This is a genomic window from Kitasatospora sp. NPDC059827 (genome assembly GCF_042731675.1).
In the GTDB taxonomy this organism is placed as follows: Bacteria; Actinomycetota; Actinomycetes; order Streptomycetales; family Streptomycetaceae; genus Kitasatospora.
Map to the genome: position 1 here is coordinate 1 of NZ_JBHWIV010000064.1, position 22,190 is coordinate 22,190.

11 protein-coding genes are annotated in these 22,190 nt (G+C 74.9%); all 11 read right to left on the reverse strand.

Annotated features, from left to right (window positions below):
- Nucleotides 1-102: 102 nt before the first annotated feature.
- Nucleotides 103-1,212: a methyltransferase gene (locus ACFV8H_RS30425; protein WP_380406416.1), complete on the reverse strand. Its 1,110-nt coding sequence runs from the start codon at nucleotides 1,210-1,212 to the stop codon at nucleotides 103-105.
- 55 nt (nucleotides 1,213-1,267) lie between these two features.
- Nucleotides 1,268-2,008: a 3-oxoacyl-ACP reductase FabG gene (gene fabG, locus ACFV8H_RS30430; RefSeq protein ID WP_380406419.1), complete on the reverse strand. Its 741-nt coding sequence runs from the start codon at nucleotides 2,006-2,008 to the stop codon at nucleotides 1,268-1,270.
- A complete protein-coding gene (locus tag ACFV8H_RS30435; RefSeq protein WP_380406421.1) occupies nucleotides 2,005-3,045 on the reverse strand; it encodes a beta-ketoacyl synthase N-terminal-like domain-containing protein in 1,041 nt (346 codons plus the stop codon). The genes fabG and ACFV8H_RS30435 overlap by 4 nt, the downstream gene beginning before the upstream one ends.
- The gene (locus ACFV8H_RS30440) at nucleotides 3,042-4,274 is read right to left on the reverse strand and encodes a beta-ketoacyl-[acyl-carrier-protein] synthase family protein (protein WP_380406424.1); all 1,233 of its coding nucleotides are present in this window, start codon (nucleotides 4,272-4,274) and stop codon (nucleotides 3,042-3,044) included. Before ACFV8H_RS30440 ends, ACFV8H_RS30435 begins: the two co-directional genes overlap by 4 nt.
- Nucleotides 4,271-4,519 carry an acyl carrier protein gene (locus ACFV8H_RS30445; protein WP_375895633.1) on the reverse strand — a complete coding sequence of 83 codons (249 nt, stop codon included), beginning with the start codon at nucleotides 4,517-4,519 and terminating at the stop codon, nucleotides 4,271-4,273. Before ACFV8H_RS30445 ends, ACFV8H_RS30440 begins: the two co-directional genes overlap by 4 nt.
- A gap of 58 nt (nucleotides 4,520-4,577) precedes the next feature.
- Complete coding sequence (locus tag ACFV8H_RS30450; protein ID WP_030289532.1) at nucleotides 4,578-4,784, reverse strand: MbtH family protein; 207 nt, start codon at nucleotides 4,782-4,784, stop codon at nucleotides 4,578-4,580.
- A gap of 104 nt (nucleotides 4,785-4,888) precedes the next feature.
- Nucleotides 4,889-12,043, reverse strand: coding sequence for an amino acid adenylation domain-containing protein (locus tag ACFV8H_RS30455; protein ID WP_380406428.1), 7,155 nt, complete (start codon nucleotides 12,041-12,043; stop codon nucleotides 4,889-4,891).
- On the reverse strand, nucleotides 12,040-19,902 hold the full coding sequence (locus ACFV8H_RS30460; protein WP_380406431.1) for an amino acid adenylation domain-containing protein: 7,863 nt from the start codon (nucleotides 19,900-19,902) through the stop codon (nucleotides 12,040-12,042). The genes ACFV8H_RS30455 and ACFV8H_RS30460 overlap by 4 nt, the downstream gene beginning before the upstream one ends.
- On the reverse strand, nucleotides 19,899-20,903 hold the full coding sequence (sbnA, locus tag ACFV8H_RS30465) for a 2,3-diaminopropionate biosynthesis protein SbnA (RefSeq protein WP_380406434.1): 1,005 nt from the start codon (nucleotides 20,901-20,903) through the stop codon (nucleotides 19,899-19,901). The genes ACFV8H_RS30460 and sbnA overlap by 4 nt, the downstream gene beginning before the upstream one ends.
- 247 nt (nucleotides 20,904-21,150) lie before the next feature.
- On the reverse strand, nucleotides 21,151-21,456 hold the full coding sequence (locus ACFV8H_RS30470) for a hypothetical protein (RefSeq protein WP_380406437.1): 306 nt from the start codon (nucleotides 21,454-21,456) through the stop codon (nucleotides 21,151-21,153).
- 253 nt (nucleotides 21,457-21,709) lie between these two features.
- The gene (locus ACFV8H_RS30475) at nucleotides 21,710-22,012 is read right to left on the reverse strand and encodes a hypothetical protein (protein ID WP_380406440.1); all 303 of its coding nucleotides are present in this window, start codon (nucleotides 22,010-22,012) and stop codon (nucleotides 21,710-21,712) included.
- Between the last annotated feature and the right edge of the window lie 178 nt (nucleotides 22,013-22,190).

Here is a 22,190-nt window from a genome sequence, read left to right on the forward strand (position 1 = left end):
GGTACGCATGTGGGGGGGGCGGTGGGTCAGGGGCGCCTCGGGGTGGGGGAACCCGGCCGGCCCCGACGCGGGGCGTCGGGGCCGTCGAGGGGGGTCGTCGGATCAGGCGTGCTTGACCAGGAGGAGACGGTGCATGGGGGTGTCGAGCAGGGCGACGCGGCGCAGGCCGGCGTCGGCGAGCCACTGGTCGTAGTCCTGGACGGTGAAGGCGTCGCCGCCGCCGGTGGCGAGCATGGAGGCGGCGAAGAGCCGGAAGAAGCGGTTCTGGGTGTTCCCGTCGGTGCTGTCCTCGTCGACGATGTGGTCGGCGATGGCGATGACGCCGTCCTCGGTGAGGGACTTGGCGGAGCGGAGGAGGAGTTCGCGGGCCGACTCGGGGGTCTGGAGGTGGAAGATGTTGACGAAGAGGGCGACGTCGACGCCGGTGCCCCAGTCGTCGGACCAGAAGTCGGCGATCTCCGGGTTGAAGCGGTCGGCGACACCGAGGCGGTGGGCCTGGGCGTTGGCGATCGGGACGATCCGCTCGGCGTCCAGGGCCCGGGCGTTGAGGCCGCTGAACTCCTGGAGCAGCAGCTGGCTGTAGATGCCGGTGCCGCAGCCGACGTCGAGCAGGGTGCGGCCGGCGCCGTCGGTCCAGCCCTGCTCGCGCAGGGCGTCCGCGAGGGTGGCGGCGATCGGCGGGGCCCAGAAGTTGATGCCGCGGACGAGGGAGGTGTAGTCCTCCTCGGAGATCTGGTTGAGCTGCTGCGAGCCCTCGGAGTTGCGGGCGCCGGAGCGGACGTTGCCGGCCAGGTTGCGCCAGGCGCCCCAGGCGACGTTGCGGTCGTGCCGGATCTTGCCGACCAGGCTGTACAGGCCCTCGGGGGCGAAGACGTCGTGCATCTCCGGTGGCAGGGTGTAGACGGCCTGGCCGTCCGCCGCGCGGCTGCGCTCGACCACGTCGTAGGCGGCCAGGCCGTCCAGCAGGACGCGGGTGGCGCGCAGGTCGGTGCCGAGCCGGCTGGAGAGCTCCCCGGCGGTGGCCGGGGCGGCGATCAGGGCGGTGAAGGCGCCGAGGTCGTGGGCGGCCTCGATGACGCCGGTGGCCCAGATGCCGATGAGGTGCTCGTACATCCGGTGGGCGGCGTTGACGCCGGTGCCGCGGCCGGGGAGCAGCTCGGTGTCGACGAGCGGGGTGTGGTTGTCGAAGCTGCGCACGGCGGGGATGGTCATGGTCGTTTCTCCTAGTCGAGGTGGACGGTGCGTCTGGTGCGTCTGGTGCGTCTGGTCACAGGACGATTCCGCCGTCGATCTGCAGGACCGAGCCGGTGAGGTAGGCGGACTGCGGGCCCGCCAGGAAGGCGACCGATTCGGCCACCTCGTCCGCCGTGCCGAAGCGGCCGAGCGGGATGTGCTTGAGGGCGTCGGTGCGTTGGGCGTCGGTGAGCACCGAGGTCATGTCGGTCTCGATCATGCCGGGGGCGACCGCGTTGACCCGGACCCCGTAGCGGCCGACCTCCTTGGCCAGCGCCCGGGTGAGCGCGATGATCCCGGCCTTGGAGGCCGCGTAGTTGCTCTGGCCGGGGTTGCCGTAGACGCCGGAGACGGAGCTGAGGGTGATGATCGAGCCGGCGCGGCGCTTGACCATCGGGAAGGCCACCGCGCGGCAGAGGTTCGCGGTGCCGGTCAGGTTGGTGTCGGTGACGGACCGCCAGTCGTCGTCGGACATCAGGAGGAGCGGCTTGTCGCGGGTGATTCCGGCACTCGCGACGGCGACGGTGATCGGGCCGAGCTCCTCCTCGGTGCGGGTGACCCAGGCGCGGACGGCGGCGGCGTCGGTGACGTCGACCTTCTCGGCCAGGGCGGCGACGCCGAGGGCGTCGAGCTCCTTGGCCAGGACGTCGGCGGCCTGCCGGTCGGACTGGTAGCAGAAGCTGATCGGGTGGCCCCCGGCGGCGAGCCGCAGGGCGGCGGCCTTGCCGATGCCGCGGGAGCCGCCGCTGATCAGGACGGTGCCGGGAGTGCTCATCGGTCACCGCCGGTGAGGCGCAGGACGGCGCAGGCGGCCAGGCCCTGGTGGTCGAGCGAGGCGATCACGGCGAGGCGGCCGGCGGCCGCGGGATCCTGCTCGGCCAGGGACAGGACGGTGGTGAGGGAGAAGACGGTCGCGGCGGAACCGGTGTCGCCGAGCAGGTCGGGGACCCGGTCGACGGCCTCGGAGCCGACCAGCTCGGCGAGCCGGTCGCGGGCCGGCTGCCCGGTGACGGTCGCGGCCCAGACCTGGTCGGGGGTCGCGCCGGCCTGGGCGAGGGCGTCGCGGACGGTGGCGGCCAGGGCCGCCTGCGGGTCGTCGTCGACGTCCAACCGGACGTCCAGGGACAGCAGTTCGGCCAGCACCCGGCGGCCGGGCGGCAGGGTCCGCCCGGTCTCCACCAGCAGGACGGCGCTGCCCTCGCCGCTGGGCCGGTCGCTCTCCCCGGCCAGCCACGCGCGGGTCTCGGACTGCTCCTCCACCGCGCCGACCAGGGCGCGTTCGGCGCGGCCGGCCGCCAGCAGGCGGCGGGCGTAGCCGAGGGCGAGCAGGCCGCCCGCGGCGCCGCCGGCCAGGGTGGTGTTGGGGCCCTTGAGGTCGAAGCGGATGGCGGTGGCCGCGGCCGGGCCGTTCATCAGCACGTTCGGCATCAGCTGGGCGGGCACGTCGTAGGGCTTGTCGCCCTCGAAGGAGGCCCGGCTGAACCCGGCGGCGCTGTGGGCGCTGCCGAGGGTGGTGCCGAGGACGAGGGCGGTGCCGCCGCCGGTGGCGATCGGGCTCTGCGCGGCCTCGGCCTCGCCGAGCAGTTCGCGGACGGCGGTGACGGCCAGGCCGGTGGCCCGGTCGAAGGTGCGGGTACCGGCCTTGCCGAGCACCTTGCGGGTCTCGAAGTCGGGTACCTGGTGGGCCGGTTCCCCCCGGCCGACCCCGGCCGCGAACGCGTCGCGGCCGAGGCCGAAGGGGGAGACCGCGGACCATGCGGTGATCAGCGGCCGGTCCCGATGGATCGTGGTCGAGCTCGTGCGCTCGCTCATCGGCTGGGCTCCTCCTCGTGGCGCCCCAGGACGACGGAGGCGTTGTTGCCGCCGAAGGCCAGTCCGTTGTTGACCACCACCCGGAGGTCCGCGGGGACGGAGTGGTTGGGCACGCAGTCGATCTGGCACTGGGGGTCGGTGGTGCGGTGGTTGACGGTGGGCGGGACGAAGCCGTGGGCCAGCGCGAGCGCCGAGGCGGCCGCGCCGAGCGCGCTCGCCGCGCCCATCGAGTGGCCGAGCATCGCCTTGAGGGCGACGGTGCGCGGCGGGGTGTCGCCGAAGACCTCGCGGATCGCGCGGGTCTCGGTGATGTCGTTGGTGGGGGTGCCGGTGCCGTGGGCGGAGACCAGGTCCACCTCGGCCGCCTTGACCCCGGCGTCGTGGAGCGCCAGTTCCATGCAGCGGGCGACGCTCGACTGGTCGGGGGCGGTGGGGTGGTGGGCGTCGCAGTTGAGCCCGTAGCCGAGCAGTTCGGCGTAGATCCGGGCGCCGCGGCGCCGGGCGGAGTCGAGGGTCTCCAGGACGAGGACCCCCGCGCCCTCGGCCGTGAGGAGCCCCTCGCGGTCGGCGTCGAACGGACGGCAGTAGTCGGAGGAGACCAGGCCGAGCCGGCTGAACCCGGCGAAGGTGCGGCGGCAGATCGCGTCCGCGCCGCCGACGACGGCGATGTCCGCCTCGCCGGTGCGCACGGCGTCGAAGCCGTCGCCGATCGCGTAGTTCCCGGCCGCGCAGGCGGTGCCGAGGACGGCCGGGACGACCCGCGGGAGCCGCAGCTCCCGGGCGATCGCCAGGGCCAGCTGGTGGGCCGGCAGGCGGCCGGCCACCAGCTGGTCGACCGGGTGCTCCGGCCCGTTGGCGACCGACTCCGCGATCAGCTTGTCCAGCTCGGGCGCCTCGCCGTCGGTGGTGCCGATGGTGATCTGGGCTCGGAGCCCGGCGAGTTCCTGCTCGTCGAGCCCGGCGTCCCGGACGGCCATCCGGGACGCCGCGACGGCGAACTGGGTGGCGCGGCCGAGCTCCTCGACCTGGAGGCGGTGGATCCACTGCTCCGGCTCGAAGCCGTTGACCTCGTGGCCGGAGGAGCGCAGGAACCCGTCGGTGTCGAAGCTGGTGATCGGACCGGCACCGCAGCGGCCCTCGCGCAGGGCCGAGGTGAAGTCCTCGACCCCGTTGCCGATGCTCGACAGGACGCCGATGCCGGTCACCACCACGCGCTGCGGCGCGGTCATCGGGCGGTCGCCCGGGACAGGACCTCCAGCACGGCGCCCAGGTTGACCATGTTGGGCAGCTCCTCCTGCGGGATGGTGACGTGGAACTCCTTCTCCAGGCGGGCGAGCACCTCGATGGCGTTCAGCGAGTCGGCGCCGTAGTGGTCGATGAAGTGGTCGGTGAGGGTCAGTTCGTCCAGCTCCAGGTCGAGGCAGTCGGCGACGATCTCGCGGACCTTGGACTCGTCGATGGCGACGGTGCTCATGGGGTGCTCCTCAGGTGGTGTCGGATCGGTGGTGCTCTGGTCGGGCGGTGTTCGGGGGTCAGGCGGTGGCGTCGATCAGGCTCTGCGGGCGCAGGTCGGTCCAGGTGCGCTCGATGTGGTCCAGCGCCTCCTGCCGGGTGCTCGCGCCCTTGACGGTCCGCCAGCCGGCCGGGACCTCGGCGAAGGCGGGCCAGAGGCTGTGCTGGTTCTCGTGGTTGGCGAGGACGAGGAAGGTGCCCTGCTCGTCGTCGAACGGGTTGCTCATGATTTCTCGGTCCTTTCGGAAATCCCGGAAATCGTCCGGTTCTCGGGCGCAGTGCCCCCGGGATGGAATTTCCGGGGCGGCCACCGGTATATCGGTGCGGTGATTCAGGATTCCTTGCGGAGAGCGGCGGAGAGGGTTTTTCCGATGGATTCGGCCGGGGCCGGTTCGAGCATCGAGTCGTGGTCGCTGTCGACCGGGTGCCGGAGGATCCGGCCGGTCACGTGCGCCCGCCAGGACTCCTCGTCCGGGTCGCCCGGGGTGCGCCCCCGGGTGGCCGCGAACAGGAGGAGGTCCCCCTGGAAGCGGCCGGGGCGGTGGGCCTCGCCCAGTGCGCTGTGGGTGCGGATCACTCCGAGCAGTCGGACCAGCTCGGTCTCGTCCAGTTCCGCGAGCGCGTTGCCGGCCTCGGCCAGGCGCCGGCGTGCGGTGCCGGGGTCGAGCGGGCCGTCGCCGGGGAGGCCGGCCCGTTCGAGCAGTTCGGCGAGGACGGCCCGGTCGTCCGGCAGCTCCTCGGCCGGCGCGCCGGTCCCGGGGTAGCCGTCCAGGTCGGCGAGCAGTTCGACCTGCTCGCCGCGGGCCTGCAGCTGGACCGCGATCTCGTGGGCGACGAGCCCTCCGAACGACCAGCCGAGAATACGGTAGGGCCCCGCCGGCTGGATTTCCAGCATTTCGCCGAGATATTTTCCGGCGATTTCCTGGACGGACCCCGGGGTCTTTTCCGGGGAGCGTACCCCACCGGCCTGGAAAGCGTACACGGGAATGTCCGCGTCAATTTCCGCGGCGAGTGTCAGGAAAGGCCAGCCGAGGCCGACCGCGCCGTGCACGCAGAACAGCGGACGGCTGCCGCCGGTCGGCCGGACGGCCAGGACGGGCGCGAACGGGTCCTCGGGCGCACCGGTGCCGTCGACCGTGCCGGCCACCGGGGCCAGGCCGGCCACGGTGCGGTGGGCGAAGACGTCGGCGGGGGTGAGCGACAGCCCGGCCGCGCGGGCGCGGCTGACCAGTTGGATCGATTTCAGGCTGTCGCCGCCCAGCTCGAAGAAGCCGTCCTCGGCCCCGACCTCGTCCAGGCCGAGCACCTCGGCGAAGATCCGGGCAAGGGCGCGTTCGACCGGCCCGTCGGGCGCTCGGCCGTCCGAGCGGGCCACCGCCCGGTCGTCGGCCGCGGGCGCGGGCAGCGCCTTGCGGTCCACCTTGCCGTTCGGGGTGAGCGGCAGGGCGTCCAGCTGGACGTAGGCGGCCGGGAGCATGTACTCCGGCAGCACGGCCGCCAAGTGGGCCCTCAGTGCGGCCGGTTCGGGCCGTTCCGGACCGGCCGGCACCAGGTGGGCGACCAGTCGGCGGACGCCGGGCGGGTCCTCCCGATCGGTCACCGAGGCCCGTTCGACCAGCGGATGGTCCGTCAGGACGGCCTCGATCTCGCCGAGTTCGATCCGGAAGCCGCGGATCTTCACCTGGTGGTCCACCCGGCCGAGGTAGTCGACCGAGCCGTCCGGCCGCCAGCGGGCGAGGTCCCCGGTGCGGTACATCCGCGTGCCGGGCGGCCCGTACGGGTCGGCGGTGAAGCGTTCGGCGGTCAGGCCCGGGCGGTCCAGGTAGCCGCGGGCGAGGCCCGCGCCGGACAGGTACAGCTCGCCGACGACCCCCGGTGGCACCGGGCGCAGCGCGGCGTCCAGCAGCCGGACCTGGTTGCCGGCCAGCGGGCGGCCGATCGGCGGGGTGCCGTCCTGGTCGGGCGGGACGTCCGCGACCAGTGACCAGATGGTGGCCTCGGTCGGGCCGTACAGGTTGCTGACCTTCGCGGCGGCGCCGGTCAGCGCCGTGGCCAGGGCCGGGGGGAGCGCCTCGCCGCCCGTCAGGACGTGCAGTCCGGCCAGGGCCCGCGGCCGGGTGGTGACCAGCGCGTGCCACAGCGTCGGGGTGGCCTGGAGGACGTCCGGCCGGCTGTCGTCGATCAGTGCGGCGAGCAGTTCCGGGTCGCGGACCGTCTCCAGCGGGGCGACCACCAGCCGGGCGCCGCCGAGGAGCGGGGCCAGCAGCTCCAGGTTGGCGATGTCGAAGCCGAAGGTGGTGACGGCCAGCAGGGTGCGTCCGGGGGTGAGGTCGAGCCGGCCCGCCAGGTCCAGCAGGTGGTTGGTCAGCGCGCTACGCGGCACCACGACGCCCTTGGGGCGGCCGGTGGAGCCCGAGGTGTAGATGACGTACGCGGCGTGTTCGGGGCGTACGGGCGCGGCCAGTTCGGTCGGGCGCAGGTGGTCCGCCGGCTGCCGGTCGAGCAGGGTGCGGGTGGCCGGGTCGTCCAGCAGCAGGAGCGGGCCGGCGTCCAGGCCGGGGACGGCGGCGGCCACCCCGGACGTGGTGACGGTCAGCACCGGCTGGGCGTCCTTGGCCATCCCGGCGATCCGGTCCGCCGGGTAGGACGGGTCGATCGGCAGGTAGGCGGCACCGGTCTTGATCACCGCGAGCGCGGCCACCACCAGGTCGACCGAGCGCGGCAGGGCGATCGCCACCAGCCGGTCCGGTTCCGCGCCCTGGGCGACCAGGGTGCGGGCGAGCCGGTTGGCCCGCCGGTGCAGATCGGCGAAGTCGAGCCGCCGGTCGGCGAATTCGAGGGCGACGGCGTCCGGCGTGGCGTCCGCCGCGGCTTCCAGCAGTTCGGCCAGTGTCCGCCCGCTGACCAGGGCGTCGGCGCCGGTCCCGACGGTCAGCAGCTCCTCCTGCTCGCCGGGCAGCAGCGCCGGGGCGGTGCTGATCGGCCGGTCCGGCCGGTCGACCAGGACGCCCAGCAGGTGCACCAGCCGGTCGGCCAGTCGCTGGGCGCCGGCCGCGCCGAAGAGGTCGGTGCTGTACTCCAGCCGGCCGGTCAGGCCGCCGGGGCCGGGCTGCTCGGCGAGCTCGAAGCTGAGGTCGAGCCGGGCCACGCCGAGCTCGGCCGCGGCCGCCTCGGCGGTGACGCCGGGCAGCTCCAGCCGGGCGGTGGCGTTGTTGTGCAGGGCCAGCAGGGTCTGGAACAGCGGGTTGCGGCCGTGGGCGCGCTCCGGGCCGAGGGCGTCGACCAGCTTCTCGAACGGCAGGTCCTGGTGGGCGTAGGCGGCCAGGTCGACGGCCTTCACCCGGTCCAGCAGTTCGCGGAAGGTCGGGTCGCCGGACAGGTCGGTGCGCAGCACCAGGGTGTTGACGAACATGCCGACCAGGTCGTCCAGGGCGTCGTCGGTGCGGCCCGCGATCGGGGTGCCGAGCGGGATGTCCTGGCCCGCGCCGAGCTTGCCGTACAGCGTGGCCAGCGCGGCCTGGAGCACCATGAACAGGCTGGCCCCGCTCTGCCGGGCCAGGGCGGCCGCCCGGTGGTGCAGTTCGGCGGGGACGGTGAAGCGGACGGCGGCGCCGCGGTAGCCGGTGGTGGCCCGGCGGGCGGTCTCCACCGGCAGCTGGAGCTCCTGCGGCAGTCCGGCCAACTGGTCCTTCCAGTAGGCGGTCTGGCGGGCGAGGAGGGACTCCTCGTCGTCCTCCGCGCCGAGCAGTTCGCGCTGCCAGAGCGCGTAGTCGGCGTACTGCACCGGCAGCGGCGCCCAGGCGGGCGCGCGGCCGGCCAGCCGGGCGGCGTAGGCGGTGGAGAGGTCGCGGGCGAGCGGCCCGTTGGACCAGCCGTCCCCGGCGATGTGGTGGATCACCACGACCAGCAGGTGGTCCTCGGGGCCGGCCGCGAGCAGGGTGGCCCGGATCGGCGGCCGGTGCGCCAGGTCGAAGGTTCCGGTGGCGAACTCCGCTGCTGCCTCGGTGAGTTCGGCATCGGACAGCTCGCGGACGGGCAGCTCGACGGCGGCCCGCTCGACCGGGAGGACCAGCTGGTACGGCAGGCCGTCGCGGTCCGGGAAGACGGTGCGCAGGCTCTCGTGCCGGCCGACCACGTCGGTCAGCGCGGCGGCCAGCGCGGCGCGGTCCAGCGGGCCGCGCAGCCGCAGCGTCCACGGCAGGTTGTAGGTGGCGGAGGGGCCCTCCAGCCGGTCCAGGAACCAGAGCCGCTGCTGGGCGTACGACAGCGGCAGCAGGTCCGGGCGGGCCCCGGCGGTCAGCGCGGGGCGGACGGCGTCCTGGGTGAGCCGGCCGGCCAGGGCGGCCACGGTGGGCGCCTCGAAGACGGTGCGCAGCGCCAGTTCGGCGCCGAGCAGCGTGCGTACCCGGCTGACCAGCCGGGTGGCGAGCAGCGAGTGGCCGCCGAGCTGGAAGAAGTCCTCGTCGATGCCGACCGCGGGCCGGTCGAGCACCTCGGCGAAGGCGGCGCAGAGCACCTCCTCCTGCGGGGTGCGCGGGCCGCGGCCGGTCGCGGCGGTGAGGTCGACCTCGGGCAGCGCCTTGCGGTCCACCTTGCCGTTGGGGGTCAGCGGCAGGGCGTCCAGCACCACCAGGGCGGAGGGCACCATGTACTCGGGCAGCAGCGCGGCGGCCGCGGCCCGGCAGCGGGCCGGGTCGACCGGGCCGGTCAGGTAGCCGACCAGCCGGGCGTCGCCGGCCCCGCCGCGGCGGACCACCACCACGGCGTCGCCGACCTGCTCGATCGAGCGCAGCGCGGCCTCGACCTCGCCGGGCTCGATCCGGTGGCCGCGGATCTTGACCTGGTGGTCGACCCGCTCCAGGAACTCCAGCTGGCCGTCCGGCCGCCGGATCACCCGGTCGCCGGTGCGGTACATCCGGGCGCCCGGCAGCGGGCTGAACGGGTCGGCGACGAACACCGCGGCGGTGCGGCCGGGCTGGTCGAGGTAGCCGCGGCCGACGCCGCGCCCGCCCACGTACAGCTCGCCGGGGACGCCGTCCGGGACGGGGCGCAGGGCGTCGTCCAGGACGTACAGTCCGGTGCCGCGCACGGCGCGGCCGATCGGGGCGCGCACCGAGTCCAGCTCGGCCGGGGAGCCGATCACCGCGTGGGTGACGTCGTCCGAGCACTCGGTCGGCCCGTACGCGTTGACCAGCGGGATCGCCGGGTAGCGGGCGAACCAGCGGTGCGCCAGGTCGGCGGGCAGCGCCTCGCCGGTGACGACCAGCTTGCGCAGCCCGTCCAGGACGGGCGGCTCGGCGCCGTCGTCCCAGCTGTCCAGGGCGGTGCGCAGCAGCGAGGGGACGACCTCCAGCACGGTGACGCCCTCGGGGGCGACCAGGCCGAACAGGGCCTGCGGGTCGGCGGCGAGGTCGCGGCCGGTGACCCGCAGCCGCCCGCCGACGACCAGCGCGGCGAGCATCTGCCAGACCGAGATGTCGAAGGTGACCGGGGCGTTGTGGACCAGCACGGTGTCCCCGTCCAGCTCCAGGTCGGCGACCTTGGCGAGCAGGTGGTTGACCATGCCCGCCCGGTGCACCATGGCGCCCTTGGGGCGGCCGGTGGAGCCCGAGGTGAAGATGACGTACGCCAGGTCGTCGCCGGCCCCGCGCGGGGCGGGCAGCCGCTTGGCGGTCCTGGTGCCGGTGGCGAGCGCCGTGATGTCCAGCACCGGGACGTCCAGGCCGGCCGCGGCCAGCAGTTCGGTGGCCGCGGCGTGCTCGTCGGGGCCGACCAGCAGGGCGCCGATCCGGGCCTCGGCGGCCAGCACGGCGGCGCGTGCGACCGGCGCGGAGACGTCCAGCGGCAGCCAGGCCGCGCCCGCGCCGAGCACGCCGAGGACGGCGGTGACGAAGCCGCAGCCGGGCGGGGCCAGCACCCCGACCGGTCCGGTCGCGGCGCCCGCCCGGGTCAGGGCCCGGGAGACGGCGCCGGCCCGGGTGGCCAGTTCGCGGTAGCCGAGCCGCTCGGTGCCGTCGGCGACGGCGACGGCGTCCGGGCGGGTCCGGGCGAACCGCTGCACCCGTGCCACCACGTCCGTCCACGGGTCGGTCTCGGCCGGCTCCGGGGCGGGGACGGCCAGCCGGGCGCGCTCGCCGGGCAGCAGCAGGTCCAGCCGCCCGAGCGGGCGGTCCGGCTCGGCCTGGGCGGTGCGCAGCACGTGCAGCAGCCGCTCGGCGACGAGGGCGGCCTCGGCCGGGGTGAACCGGGCGGTGTCGTAGCCGATCTGGAGGCGCAGCCGCTCGCCGGGCAGGGCCATCAGGCTGAGCGGGTAGTGGTTGGCGTCGCCGGCCCGGAGGCCGGTCAGCCGCAGTCCGGCGACCTCGCCGGCCAGCGCCTGCGGGTCGAGCGGGTAGTTCTCGAAGACCAGCACGCTGTCGAAGAGGTCGCCGACCCCGGCGTTGCGCTGGATGGTGTCGAGGCCGAGGTGCTGGTGCGGGAGCAGCAGCGACTGGCGGTCCTGGAGCGCGGACAGCAGCTCGGTGAAGCTCTGCGCCGGGTCGAGGTCGACCCGGACCGGCAGGGTGTTGATGAACAGGCCGACCATGCCCTCGACGCCGGGCAGCTCCGGCGGGCGGCCGGAGACGGTGCCGCCGAAGACGATGTCGCGCAGCCCGGTGAGGGTGCCCAGCACGGTCGCCCAGGCGCCCTGCACCACGGTGTTGACGGTCAGCCCGCGGGTGCGGGCCCAGCCGGTGAGCGCGGCGAACTCCGGCGCGTCCAGCTCGACGGCGTGCTCGCCGGGCATGCCGGGCCGGCCGGGCTCGGCGGCGGCCGTGCCGGACAGCCGGGTGGGCTCGGTGAAGCCCTCCAGCGCGGCCGTCCAGGCCGCCTCGGCCGCCGCCCGGTCCTGCCGGGCCAGGTGGGCCAGGTAGGACTTGTACGGGGCGGGGCGGGGCAGCGAGACGCCGCCGTCGGCGTAGCAGGCGAACAGCTCGCGCACCACGACCGGCATGGACCAGCCGTCGAACAGGATCTGGTGGGAGGTCAGCACCAGCCGGTGCTCGCGCTCGCCCAGCCGCAGCAGGCTGAACCGCAGCAGCGGCGGGCGGGCCAGGTCGAAGGGCCGCAGCCGGTCGGCCTCGGCGAGCTCCTCGGCCTCCTCGGCCGAGGAGGGGACGTCCCGCAGGTCGAGCTCGCGCCAGTCCAGCGCGACCTCGCGCGGCACGACCTGCACCGGGTCGCCGTTCTTGCGGTAGCGGAACGCGGCCCGCAGGTTGGGGTGCCGCTCCAGCAGGGCGGTGACCGCCCCGCGCAGCCGGGACCGGTCCAGGTCGCCGGCCAGGTCCAGCACCAACTGCACGGTGTAGACGTCGAGTTCCTCGCGGTGGTACTGCGCGTGGAACATCAGTCCTTCCTGCAGCGGTGCCACCGGCAGGATGTCGCTCAGATTGGAGCTCCGTCCGGGGCGTCGCCCGGTGCGGGGCTCGGCCGAGGCCGTGGTCACAGCTCGTCCCCCCAGTCGTCCATCTCGTCCTCGAATTCGTCGATCTCGTCCTGGCTGAGTGCCACCAGGTCGAGGTCGGACGGCGTCCAGCCGCCCGCGCCGGGTTCCCGGGTGTGTCGCACCAGGGCCCGCAGGGCGGTGAACCAGCCGTCGGCCACGGCCTCGGCGTCGGCCTGCGCCAGGGCCTGGCCGGCCCAGGTCCAGCGGGCGTTCAGCCGCGGTCCGTCCGCGCCGTCCTCGGTCACCGCGTTGACGTCCAGGACGTGCGGCAGCGGCATCCCCGGGTCGGACCCGGCGGCCAGTGCGGCGGACCGCTCGGTCAGCGACCAGTCCTCGTCGGTGGGCGCGGGCAGTCGGCCCAGGTAGTTGAAGCCGAGCTGCGGCCGGGCGGCGCCGGACAGCTCCGCGGTGCCCGCTCCGTCCGGGCCGTGCTCGGCCAAGTACCGCAGCAGGCCCCAGCCGAGCCCGTGTCCGGGCACCATCCGCAGGTGCTCCTTGACCAGCTTGAGGCTGTGTCCGGCGGCCGGACCGCCGGCCAGCGCCTCCGCCAGGTCCACCGGGCCCGGGTCGAGCCGCAGCGGGTAGGCGGTGGTGAACCAGCCGACCGTGCGGGACAGGTCCACGCCGGGGGCGAACTCCTCGCGCCCGTGGCCCTCCAGCTCCACCGGGACGGCGCCCTCGGGCCGTCCGGTGCGCCGCCGCCAGTCGGCGACGGCCAGTGCCAGGGCGGTCAGCAGCACGTCGTTCACCTCGGCGTGGAACGCCCCGGTGACCTCGGTGAGCAGCGCCGCCGTGGTGTCGGTGTCCAGGACGCGGTGCAGCGTCCGGGCGGTGGCGACGGTGTCCACCGTGGGGTCGGCGGCCCGGTGGCCGAGCGGGGCCTGCCCGCCGGCCGACTCGGCCCGCCACCAGTCGAGTTGGGCGCGCAGCTCGGGCGTGCCCGCGGTCCGCTCCAGCAGCGCGGACCAGTGCCGCAGCGAGGTGCCGACCGGCTGCAGCCGGACCGGCTCGCCGGCCCGTACGGCCGCGTGGGCGCGGGCCAGGTCGGGCAGCAGCACCCGCCAGGACACCCCGTCGACCACCAGGTGGTGCAGGGTGAGCAGCAGCTCGCCGCCGGCCGGGTGCCAGAGCGCCCGGACCATCCCGCCCTCGTACGGCGCCAGCCGCTCGCGGTTGGCGACCGCCTCGGCGGGCCAGTCGGCGGCCGGGCCGTCCAGGACGGACAGCAGCGTGCCCGCGTCGACCGTGCCGGGCTCGCCGATCAGCAGCGACCAGTCCGGCAGCAGCCGCATCCGCAGCCCGTCGTGGTGGTCCAACAGGGCCTGGAGGGCCGCGGTGAGCGACTCCCGGGTGGCGTCGGCCGGGGTGCGGACCAGCACGGCCTGGTGGAAGCCGTCCACCGGCCCGCCGAGTTCGCGCAGCCAGTGCCCGATCGGCAGCTGGCCCAGCGGGCCGACGCCGTCCTCGGTGCCGACCGTGGCGACCGCCTCCGGGCCCTCGCCGTCGCGGGCCACCACGGCCAGCGCCGCCGGGGTCCGGTGGGTGAAGACGTCCTGCGCGGTGACCACCAGCCCGGCCGCGCGGGCCCGGCTGACCAGCTGGATGGAGACGATGCTGTCGCCGCCCAGGTCGAAGAACCCGTCGTCGGCGCCGACCTCGGGCAGTCCGAGCACCTCGGCGAAGACCGCGCAGAACGCGGCCTCCCGGGCGCCGGCCGGGGCCCGGCCGGTGGAGGCGGCGGCGTAGTCGGGCGCGGGCAGTGCCCGGCGGTCCAGCTTGCCGTTGCCGGTCAGCGGCAGGGTCTCCAGCGGGACGAACGCGGAGGGCACCAGGTAGTCGGGCAGTTCCGCGGCGAGCGCGGCCCGCAGCTCGCCGACCGGCAGGCCGGCCGGGGTCACGTAGGCGACCAGCCGCTTGTCGCCGGGGCGGTCCTCGCGGACGATCGCGGCGGCCTGCTCGACGCCGGGCTGCGCGAGCAGCGCGGTCTCGATCTCGCCGAGCTCGATCCGGAAGCCGCGCAGCTTGACCTGCTCGTCGACCCGGCCGACGTAGTCCAGCTGGCCGTCGGCCGTCCAGCGGACCAGGTCCCCGGTGCGGTACATCCGGTCGTTCGGGTCGCCGTACGCGCCGGCGTACGGGTCGGCGGTGAAGCGCTGGGCGGTGAGCTCGGGCCGGTGCAGGTAGCCCAGGGCCACCCCGGCGCCGGCCACGTACAGCTCGCCGATCACGCCCGGCGGGACCGGCCGCAGGGCCTCGTCCAGCACGTACACCCGGGCGCCGGCCAGCGGTCGGCCGATCGGCGGCTTGACCGCTCCGGCCAGCGGCTCGCTGACGGTGGCGCAGACCGTGGTCTCGGTCGGGCCGTACGCGTTGAGCATCCGCCGGCCCGCGGACCAGCGCTCGACCAGCTCGGGCGGGCAGGCCTCGCCGGCCGTGATCAGGGTCAGCCCCTCGGGCATCGGCAGCCGGGCGGGCCAGGCGGCGAGCACCGTCGGCGGCAGGCAGACCACCTCGATGCCGGCCGCCCTGACCAGCTCGGCGAGCGGCTCGCCGGGCGCCCGGTCGGCCTCCGCGGCCAGCACCAGGACGGCGCCGTTCAGCAGCGCGGTGAGCAGCTCCCAGGCCGCGGCGTCGAAGCTGAACGAGGCGAACTGGAGCAGCCGGGTGCCCTCGCCGACGCCGAAGCGGTCGTGCTCGGCGGCCAGCGCGGCCACCGCCCGGTGCGGCACCAGCACGCCCTTGGGGCGGCCGGTGGAGCCGGAGGTGTAGATCACGTACGCCGGGTGGTCCGGCCCCAGCGGGGTGGTCCGTTCGGCGTCCGTCGGGTCGTGCGCGGGGGCGGCGGCGATCGCGGCGGCGGTCGCCGGGTCGTCCAGCAGCAGCAGCGGTGCGTCCTGCTGCTCCGGCAGCCGCCCGGCCACCGAGCCGTGGCCGAGGACGGCCAGCGGGGCGGAGTCGGTCAGCAGGTAGGCGATCCGCTCGCGCGGGTACGCCGGGTCGACCGGCAGGTAGGCCGCGCCCGTCTTGAGGACCGCGAGCACCGCGACGACCGCGTCGACCGTGCGCGGCAGCGCCAGGGCGACGATCCGTCCGGGGCCCGCGCCCAGGGCGATCAGGTGGTGGGCGAGCCGGTTGGCGCGCTCGTTGAGCTCCCCGTAGCCGACCTCGGCGCGCACGGCGCCGTCCTCGAACCAGCGCAGCGCGGGCCGGGCGGGTGCGCGGTGCGCCCGCTCCTGGAACAGCGCCGGGAGCTGGACCGCGCCGACGGTGGTCGGGGTGGCGGCCCCGCTCCAGGAGCCGAGCAGCCGCTCGCGCTCCTCGGGCAGCAGGGCGTCCAGGCCGCTCAGCGGCCGGTCGGGCGCGCCGGCCAACAGGCCGAGCAGGTGGGTCAGGCGGTCCGCCAGGCCCCGGGCCGTCCGCTCGGTGAACAGGTCGGTGCTGTACTCCAGGGTGCCGGTGAGGCCGTCCGGCTCGCCGGCGGCGCCGTGCCGCTCGACCAGTTCGAAGGCCAGGTCGAACTTGGCGGTGCCGTTGCCGACCGGGCTGACCTCGGCGGTGATCCCGGGCAGCTCGGGGCGGGCCCCGGCGTTGTTCTGGAAGGCGAGCATCACCTGGAAGAGCGGCTGGCGGGCCAGCGAGCGCCCGGCGCCGAGCCGGTCGACCAGCTTCTCGAAGGGCACGTCCTGGTGGGCCAGGGCGGCCAGCACGGTCTCCCGGGCCCGGCCGACCAGCTCCCGGAAGGTCGGGTCGCCGGACAGGTCGGTGCGCAGCACCAGGGTGTTGACGAAGAAGCCGACCAGGTCGTCCAGGGCGTCGTCGGTGCGTCCGGCGACCGGGGTGCCGAGCGGGATGTCGGTGCCGGCGCCGAGCTTGCCGAGCAGGACGGCCAGGGCCGCCTGCACCACCATGAACGGGCTGGCGCCGGTGGACCGGGCCAGCTCGGCCAGGGCGCGGTGCGCCCCGGCGTCCAGCCGCAGCGGCACGGTGGCGCCCCGGTAGCTGGGCACGGCCGGCCGCGGGAAGTCCGCCGGCAGCGCCAGCTCCTCCGGGAGCTCGGCCAACTGGGCGGCCCAGTAGTCAAGCTGACGGTTCATCAGACTGGTCGGGTCGTCCTGCTCGCCGAGCAGGCGGCGCTGCCAGAGGGTGTAGTCGGCGTACTGGACGGGCAGTTCGGCCCAGGCCGGGGTGCGCCCGGCCAGCCGGGCGCGGTAGGCGGTCTGCAGGCCCTCGACCAGCGGGCGCACCGACCAGCCGTCGGCCGCGATGTGGTGCTGCACCAGCAGCAGCACGTGCTCCTGGACGCCGGTCTCGAACAGCACCGCGCGCAGCGGCGGTTCGACGGCCAGGTCGAAGGGGGCGCCGGCCCGGGCGGCCAGTTCGGCGTCCAGCTCCTCGGCCGGGCGGCCGGTGTACGGCACCACGGGCAGCTCGGGGCAGGCCTCGCCGACCGGCAGCACCAGCTGGTGCGGGCGTCCGTCCTCGCTGGGGAAGACGGTGCGCAGGCTCTCGTGCCGGGCGACCACGTCGGCCAGGGCCTCGGCGAGCGCCGCCCGCTCCAGCGGGCCGGTCAGCCGGACCGCGTGGGACAGGTGGTAGGTGGCGCCGGCCGCGTCCAACTGGCTCAGGAACCACAGCCGTTGCTGCCCGGGGGAGAGCGGGATCCGCTCCGGCCGCGGGCCGGCGGTGAGCTCCTCCCGGGCCGGCGCGGCGCCCTCCAGGGCGAGGGCCAGCGCGGCCGGGGTGGGCGCCTCGAACAGGGTGCGGATCGGCAGTTCGACGCCGAGCCGGGCACGCAGCCCGGTGACCACCCGGCCGGCCAGCAGCGAGTGCCCGCCGAGCGCGAAGAAGTCCTCGTCGGCGCCGACCCCGTCCAGCTCCAGCACCTCGGCGAACAGCGCGCACAGCAGCGCCTCGCGTTCGGTGGCCGGGGCCCGCCGCTCGCCGCGCAGCGCCCCGAAGTCCGGGACGGGCAGGGCCTTGCGGTCCACCTTGCCGTTGGGGGTCAGCGGCAGCGCCGCCAGCGGCACCAGTGCCGCCGGGACCATGTAGTCGGGCAGTACCCGGGCGAGTTCGGTGCGGACGGCGGCCGGGTCGGCGCCGCCGGTCAGGTGGGCGACCAGCCGGGTGCCGCCGGAGGGGTCGCGGGCGACGGTGACCACCGCGTCGGCGACGCCGGGGACGGCGCGCAGCGCGGCCTCGACCTCGCCGGGCTCGATCCGGTGGCCGCGGATCTTGACCTGGTGGTCGACCCGCTCCAGGAACTCCAGCTGGCCGTCGCCGCGGTGCACCACCCGGTCGCCGGTGCGGTACATCCGGGAGCCGGGCGCGGCCGCGTACGGGTCGGCGACGAAGGCCCCGGCGGTGCGCCGGGGGTCGTTCAGGTAGCCGCGGCCGACGCCGCGCCCGCCCACGTACAGCTCGCCGGGCTGGCCGGCCGGGACGGGCTGGAGCGAGTCGCCGAGCACGTAGAGCCGGGTGTCACGGACCGGGCGGCCGATCGGGGCGCGCACCGAGTCCAGCTCCGCGGGGGAGCCGATCAGGGCGTGGGTGACGTCGTCCGAGCACTCGGTCGGCCCGAAGGCGTTGACCAGCGGGATGCCGGGACGCAGCGCGAACCAGCGGCGGGCCAGGTCGGCGGGCATCGCCTCGCCGGTGACCACCAGCCGGCGCAGCGCGGACAGCGCGGGCAGCGGGGCGCCGGCCTCCCAGGAGTCCAGGGCCGCGCGCAGCAGGGAGGGGACGACCTCCAGCACGGTGACGCCCTCGGCGTCGGCGAGCGCGAACAGGGCGCCGGGGTCGGCGGCGAGCTCGCGGGAGACCACCCTCAGCCGGCCGCCGGCGACCAGCGGGCTGAGCATCTGCCAGACCGAGATGTCGAAGGTGACCGGGGCGTTGTGCACCACGGTGTCGGCCTCGGACAGCTCCAGGTCGGCGTGCTTGGCGAGCAGGTGGTTGACCATGCCGTCGCGGTGCACCATGGCGCCCTTGGGGCGGCCGGTGGAGCCCGAGGTGTAGATGACGTAGGCCAGTTCGGCGGGGCCGCCGGCGGGTGCCAGCAGTTCCGCGTCGCGGGCGTCGTCGAGGGCGAGGACGGCGGGCCGCTGCGGCAGGGCGTCGAGCAGGGTGTCGGCGTACGGCCGCTGGTCCTCGCCGTGCAGCAGGACGGTGGCGCCCGCGGCCTCGACCAGCGCCGCGCCGCGGGCGGCCGGGGCCCGGACGTCCAGCGGGAGCCAGGCCGCGCCGGCGCCGAGCACGCCGAGGACGGCGGTGACGAAGCCGGTGCCGGGGGCGGCGGCGATCGCCACCAGCCGGTCCGGTCCGGCCCCGGCGGCGAGCAGCCGGCGGGAGAGGGCGCTGGCCCGGGCGACCAGCTCGGCGTAGTCGAGCCGGCCGGCGTCGTCCTGGACGGCGACGGCGCCGGGACGGGCCTGGGCGAGGGCGTGGATCCGGGGCAGCACGTCGGTGAACACCTCGGGCTGCTGCCGGTAGCTGTTCCACTCGACCAGGACGCGCTCGCGCTCGGCGGCGGGCAGCGCGGTGATCCGGCCGACCGGCAGCGCGGTGGAGACGGTGGTGAACTGCTCCAGGTACCCGAGCAGGGCGTCCCGGAAGAGGTCGAGGCGCTCCTGCGGGTAGCGGTCGGCGTCGCCGTCGACGCGCAGCTCGCAGCCGTCCTCGCCGCTGTCCAGGAACAGGATCTGGAGGTCCGGGACGGGGCCGGTGGACAGGTTGCGGACCAGGGCGCGGCAGTCGCCGAGGGCGAACTCGCCACCGGTCTGCAGCACGTTGACGGTGGGGCCGAAGGTGCGGCCGGCGTCGCCGGTGAGTCCGAGCTCGCGGCGGATCGCGTCGTGCCGGTGGCGCTGGTGGCGCAGCGTGCCGCGCAGAGCCGTGGCGACCTGGGTGAGCAGGCCGTCGCGGCCGAGCGCGGGGTGGGCGGTGAGCGGCAGCGGCAGGAAGTTGGCGCGCATGCCGGGGACGGACTGGGCGAGCGGGGTGGTGCGGGCGGCGACCGGGAGGGTGAGCACGACCCGGTCGGTGCCGCAGAGTTGGGCGAGGCAGCCGGCGGTGGCGCCGATCAGCAGGGTCTGCCAGGTGACCCGCTCGGCCCAGGCGGCGTCCTGCAGCCTGGTGACGATGGCGGCGGGGATCAGGCCGGTGCTGCGCAGGGTGTCGCGGGCGGGCGAGCCGAGGTGGCCGGAGAGCACGGTGGGTTCGATGCCGTCGGCCAGCCGCTCGGTCCAGTAGGCGCGGTCGCGCTGGTGGGCGGGGGAGGCGAGGTAGTCGCGCTCCTCGGCGAGCAGTTCGGCGAGGGTCGGGTCGAGGGCGGGTTCGGCGTCGGGCAGGTCGTACTCGGCGGCGAGCCGGCGGTAGACCAGGGCGCGGCTGAACCCGTCGACCAGGATGTGGTTGGCCCGGACGTACAGCCAGGCCAGTTCGGGGCCGATCAGGACGAGGGTGGCGGCGAGGGCGTCGGGGCCGAGGGTGGACGGACGGTGTCCCTCGGACTCCAGAAACGTTTCGGCAGCCGCGAGCGGGTCGGCCTCGCCGGTCAGGTCGAGCACCGGGAGGGGGCGCTCCCGGGGCGGTTCGACGATCTGCACCGGCAGGCCGTCGCGCTCGGCGAAACGCACCCGCAGGCACTCGGTGCGGTTCAGCACGCGCTGCCAGGCGGCCCGCAGCCGCTCGTGGTCCAGCGGGCCGGTCAGCTCCAGGAGGTCCGCCATGGTGAACACCGGATTGCCCGGGTCGAGCTGCTGGGCGAACCACATCTCGCGCTGGGCGTCGGACAGCGGCAGTTCTCCGGGCCGCCCCGGTTCAGGAAACTCAGAAAGTGGCGCGGCATGACGCATCGTCATCTTACCCCCGTGGCAATGGCGTTGGGCGGCGTGAGGCGGTCGACGGCGTCAAGCGCGTCGGCCCCGTAGATGTCGCGCACCCAGGCGCTCTGGTAAATGGTGTCGAGGTATCGGTCGCCCAGGTCCGGCGAGACGGCGACGGCGACCACGTCCTGGCCGAGGCGGTGCTCCGCCAGCCAGGCCGCCGCTCCGCTGACCACCGTCCCGGTGGAGCCGCCGAACAGGAAGCCGCCGCGGGCCAGTCGGTGGCAGGTGCGGACGGTGTCCAGTTCGGGCACGTGCACCACGTCGTCGACGAAGCTCTCGTCCAGCAGGGCCGGCCGGACGCCGGCGCCCAGGCCGGGGAGCATCCGCGGGCCGGGCTCGCCGCCGAAGGTGACCGAGCCGACGCTGTCCACCGCGACGATCCGGGTGTCCGGCCGGTGCTCCTTGAAGTAGCGGGCGCAGCCCATCAGCGTGCCGGTGGTCCCGGCGCCGATGAACAGCAGGTCCAGGTCCGGGAATTGGCGGTGGATCGACGGCGCGGTAGTGCGGTAGTGGGCGCGCCAGTTGTCCGGGTTGGCGTGCTGGTTGAGCCAGACGTACCGCGGCGAGGAGGCGCACAGCTCGCGGACGAAGTCCAGTCGGGCACCGAGGAAGCCGGTCTCCGGCGACGGCTCGGTGATCATGTGGACTTTGCCGCCGAGTGTTTCGATCAGCTGACGGGTGGACAGGTTTGTCCGTGGGTCGACGACGCAGATGAACTGGTAGCCCCGGACGGAGGCGATCATGCTCAGCGCCATCCCCAGGTTCCCCGAGGAGGACTCCACCAGGATGGAGTCCCGGTTCAGCCGGCCGTCCCGCTCGGCCGCGTCGACCATGCTGAGGGCCGCCTTGAGCTTGACGGAGCCGGCGAAGTTGAAGCCCTCGCACTTGAGGTACAGCGGGTAGTCGAACATCGCCCGGAGGTCGACGAAGAGTTCGTCCTCGTTGAACTCCTGCGGCGTTCTGATGATGGGCATCGCCCGTTCCCCTTCGGTGTCAGGAGAGTGACGGGACGTCAGTCCCAGATGATGTCGTCGCCGTGCGCGGAGCCGGTGCCCGGGCCGGCCGGGCCGGTGGTGGTGCGGGCGGTGGTGACGGTGGTGCTGGTCATGGTGAACCCCCGGTGGCGGTGGAGCCGCGGGCCGTGGAATCGGCGGCGGCGGGAACGACGTGGGCGGATGGGTGTGCTGCTGGGTCCGGTCCCCGTGCCGGACCGCCGGGAGGTCAGTCCCAGATGATGTCGTCGCCGTGCACGGAGCCGGCGCCCTTGGCGGCCGGGGCGTGGGCGACCGGGGCGTCCCAGATGATGTCGTCGCCGTGCACGGAGGCGGTGGTCGCGTGGACCGGGGCGCCCTTGGCGGTCGGGCCGTCCCAGATGATGTCGTCGCCGTGAACGGAGCCGGCGCCCTTGGCGACCGGGGCGGCCACCGAGGTGGCGGCGCCGGCGACCGGAGCGGTGAGGGCGGCGCCGGCGACCAGCAGGCCGAGGACGGCGGCGGTGCGGGCGGCGACAATGGTGATGCTGCGCATGGTGAACCCCCGGTGGCAATGGAGCCGCGGGCCGTTAAATCGGCGGCGGCGAGACAGGCGAAACGGATGAGTGCTGTGCCTGGTTCAATTCCCGCGGTGAATGACCGCGCGGGACCGGCTCTCGAATCCTGCGGGAGGGGGTTCCGGCCCCCTTCGGCATGACCAAGTCTGTCTCGCACACACGTTCCGTGCCACAGTTCTCCATGTCAGGGTCCTGCCCTGGCAGCACCCTGCACAGCGCCCGCCCCGCGGGTCACTCCTCCAACAACGGCAGCCGGTCGTCGCTGAATTCGGTCGCCAGCCGCCATCCGCGCAGTTCAGGCGCATCCCGCAGGCAACGGCGGGTGATCCGGTGAGCGGCGGAATCCAACTCTCCGGATTTCGGGGGGCCGAGAAAGAAGACCAGATCGGCACCGAGGGGGTCGATCTCGACGTAAACGTGCTCCAGTCCGTCGGCCGGCTCGGCGGCGTTCCGGAGCAGTTCGACGAGTTTGTCGGGCGTGACCTGTTCCGGTTCGACGATACCCCGAACCAGACGTCCGACAGTGATATACATGTCAAATCCTCTCGTGGGTGGACCCGCTCGAAGTCCGCAGGAAAGGGCCTGGGCCCGAACGGTGGGTGGTTGTGGGCAGGGTGTCGTAGCATGCCCCCGAGATCCGGCGATGACGTGGCGTCATCAGGTTCGCAATATCGGGGGGGCAGGCGGTGCTGTCAGTGTTAGGACTGGATCC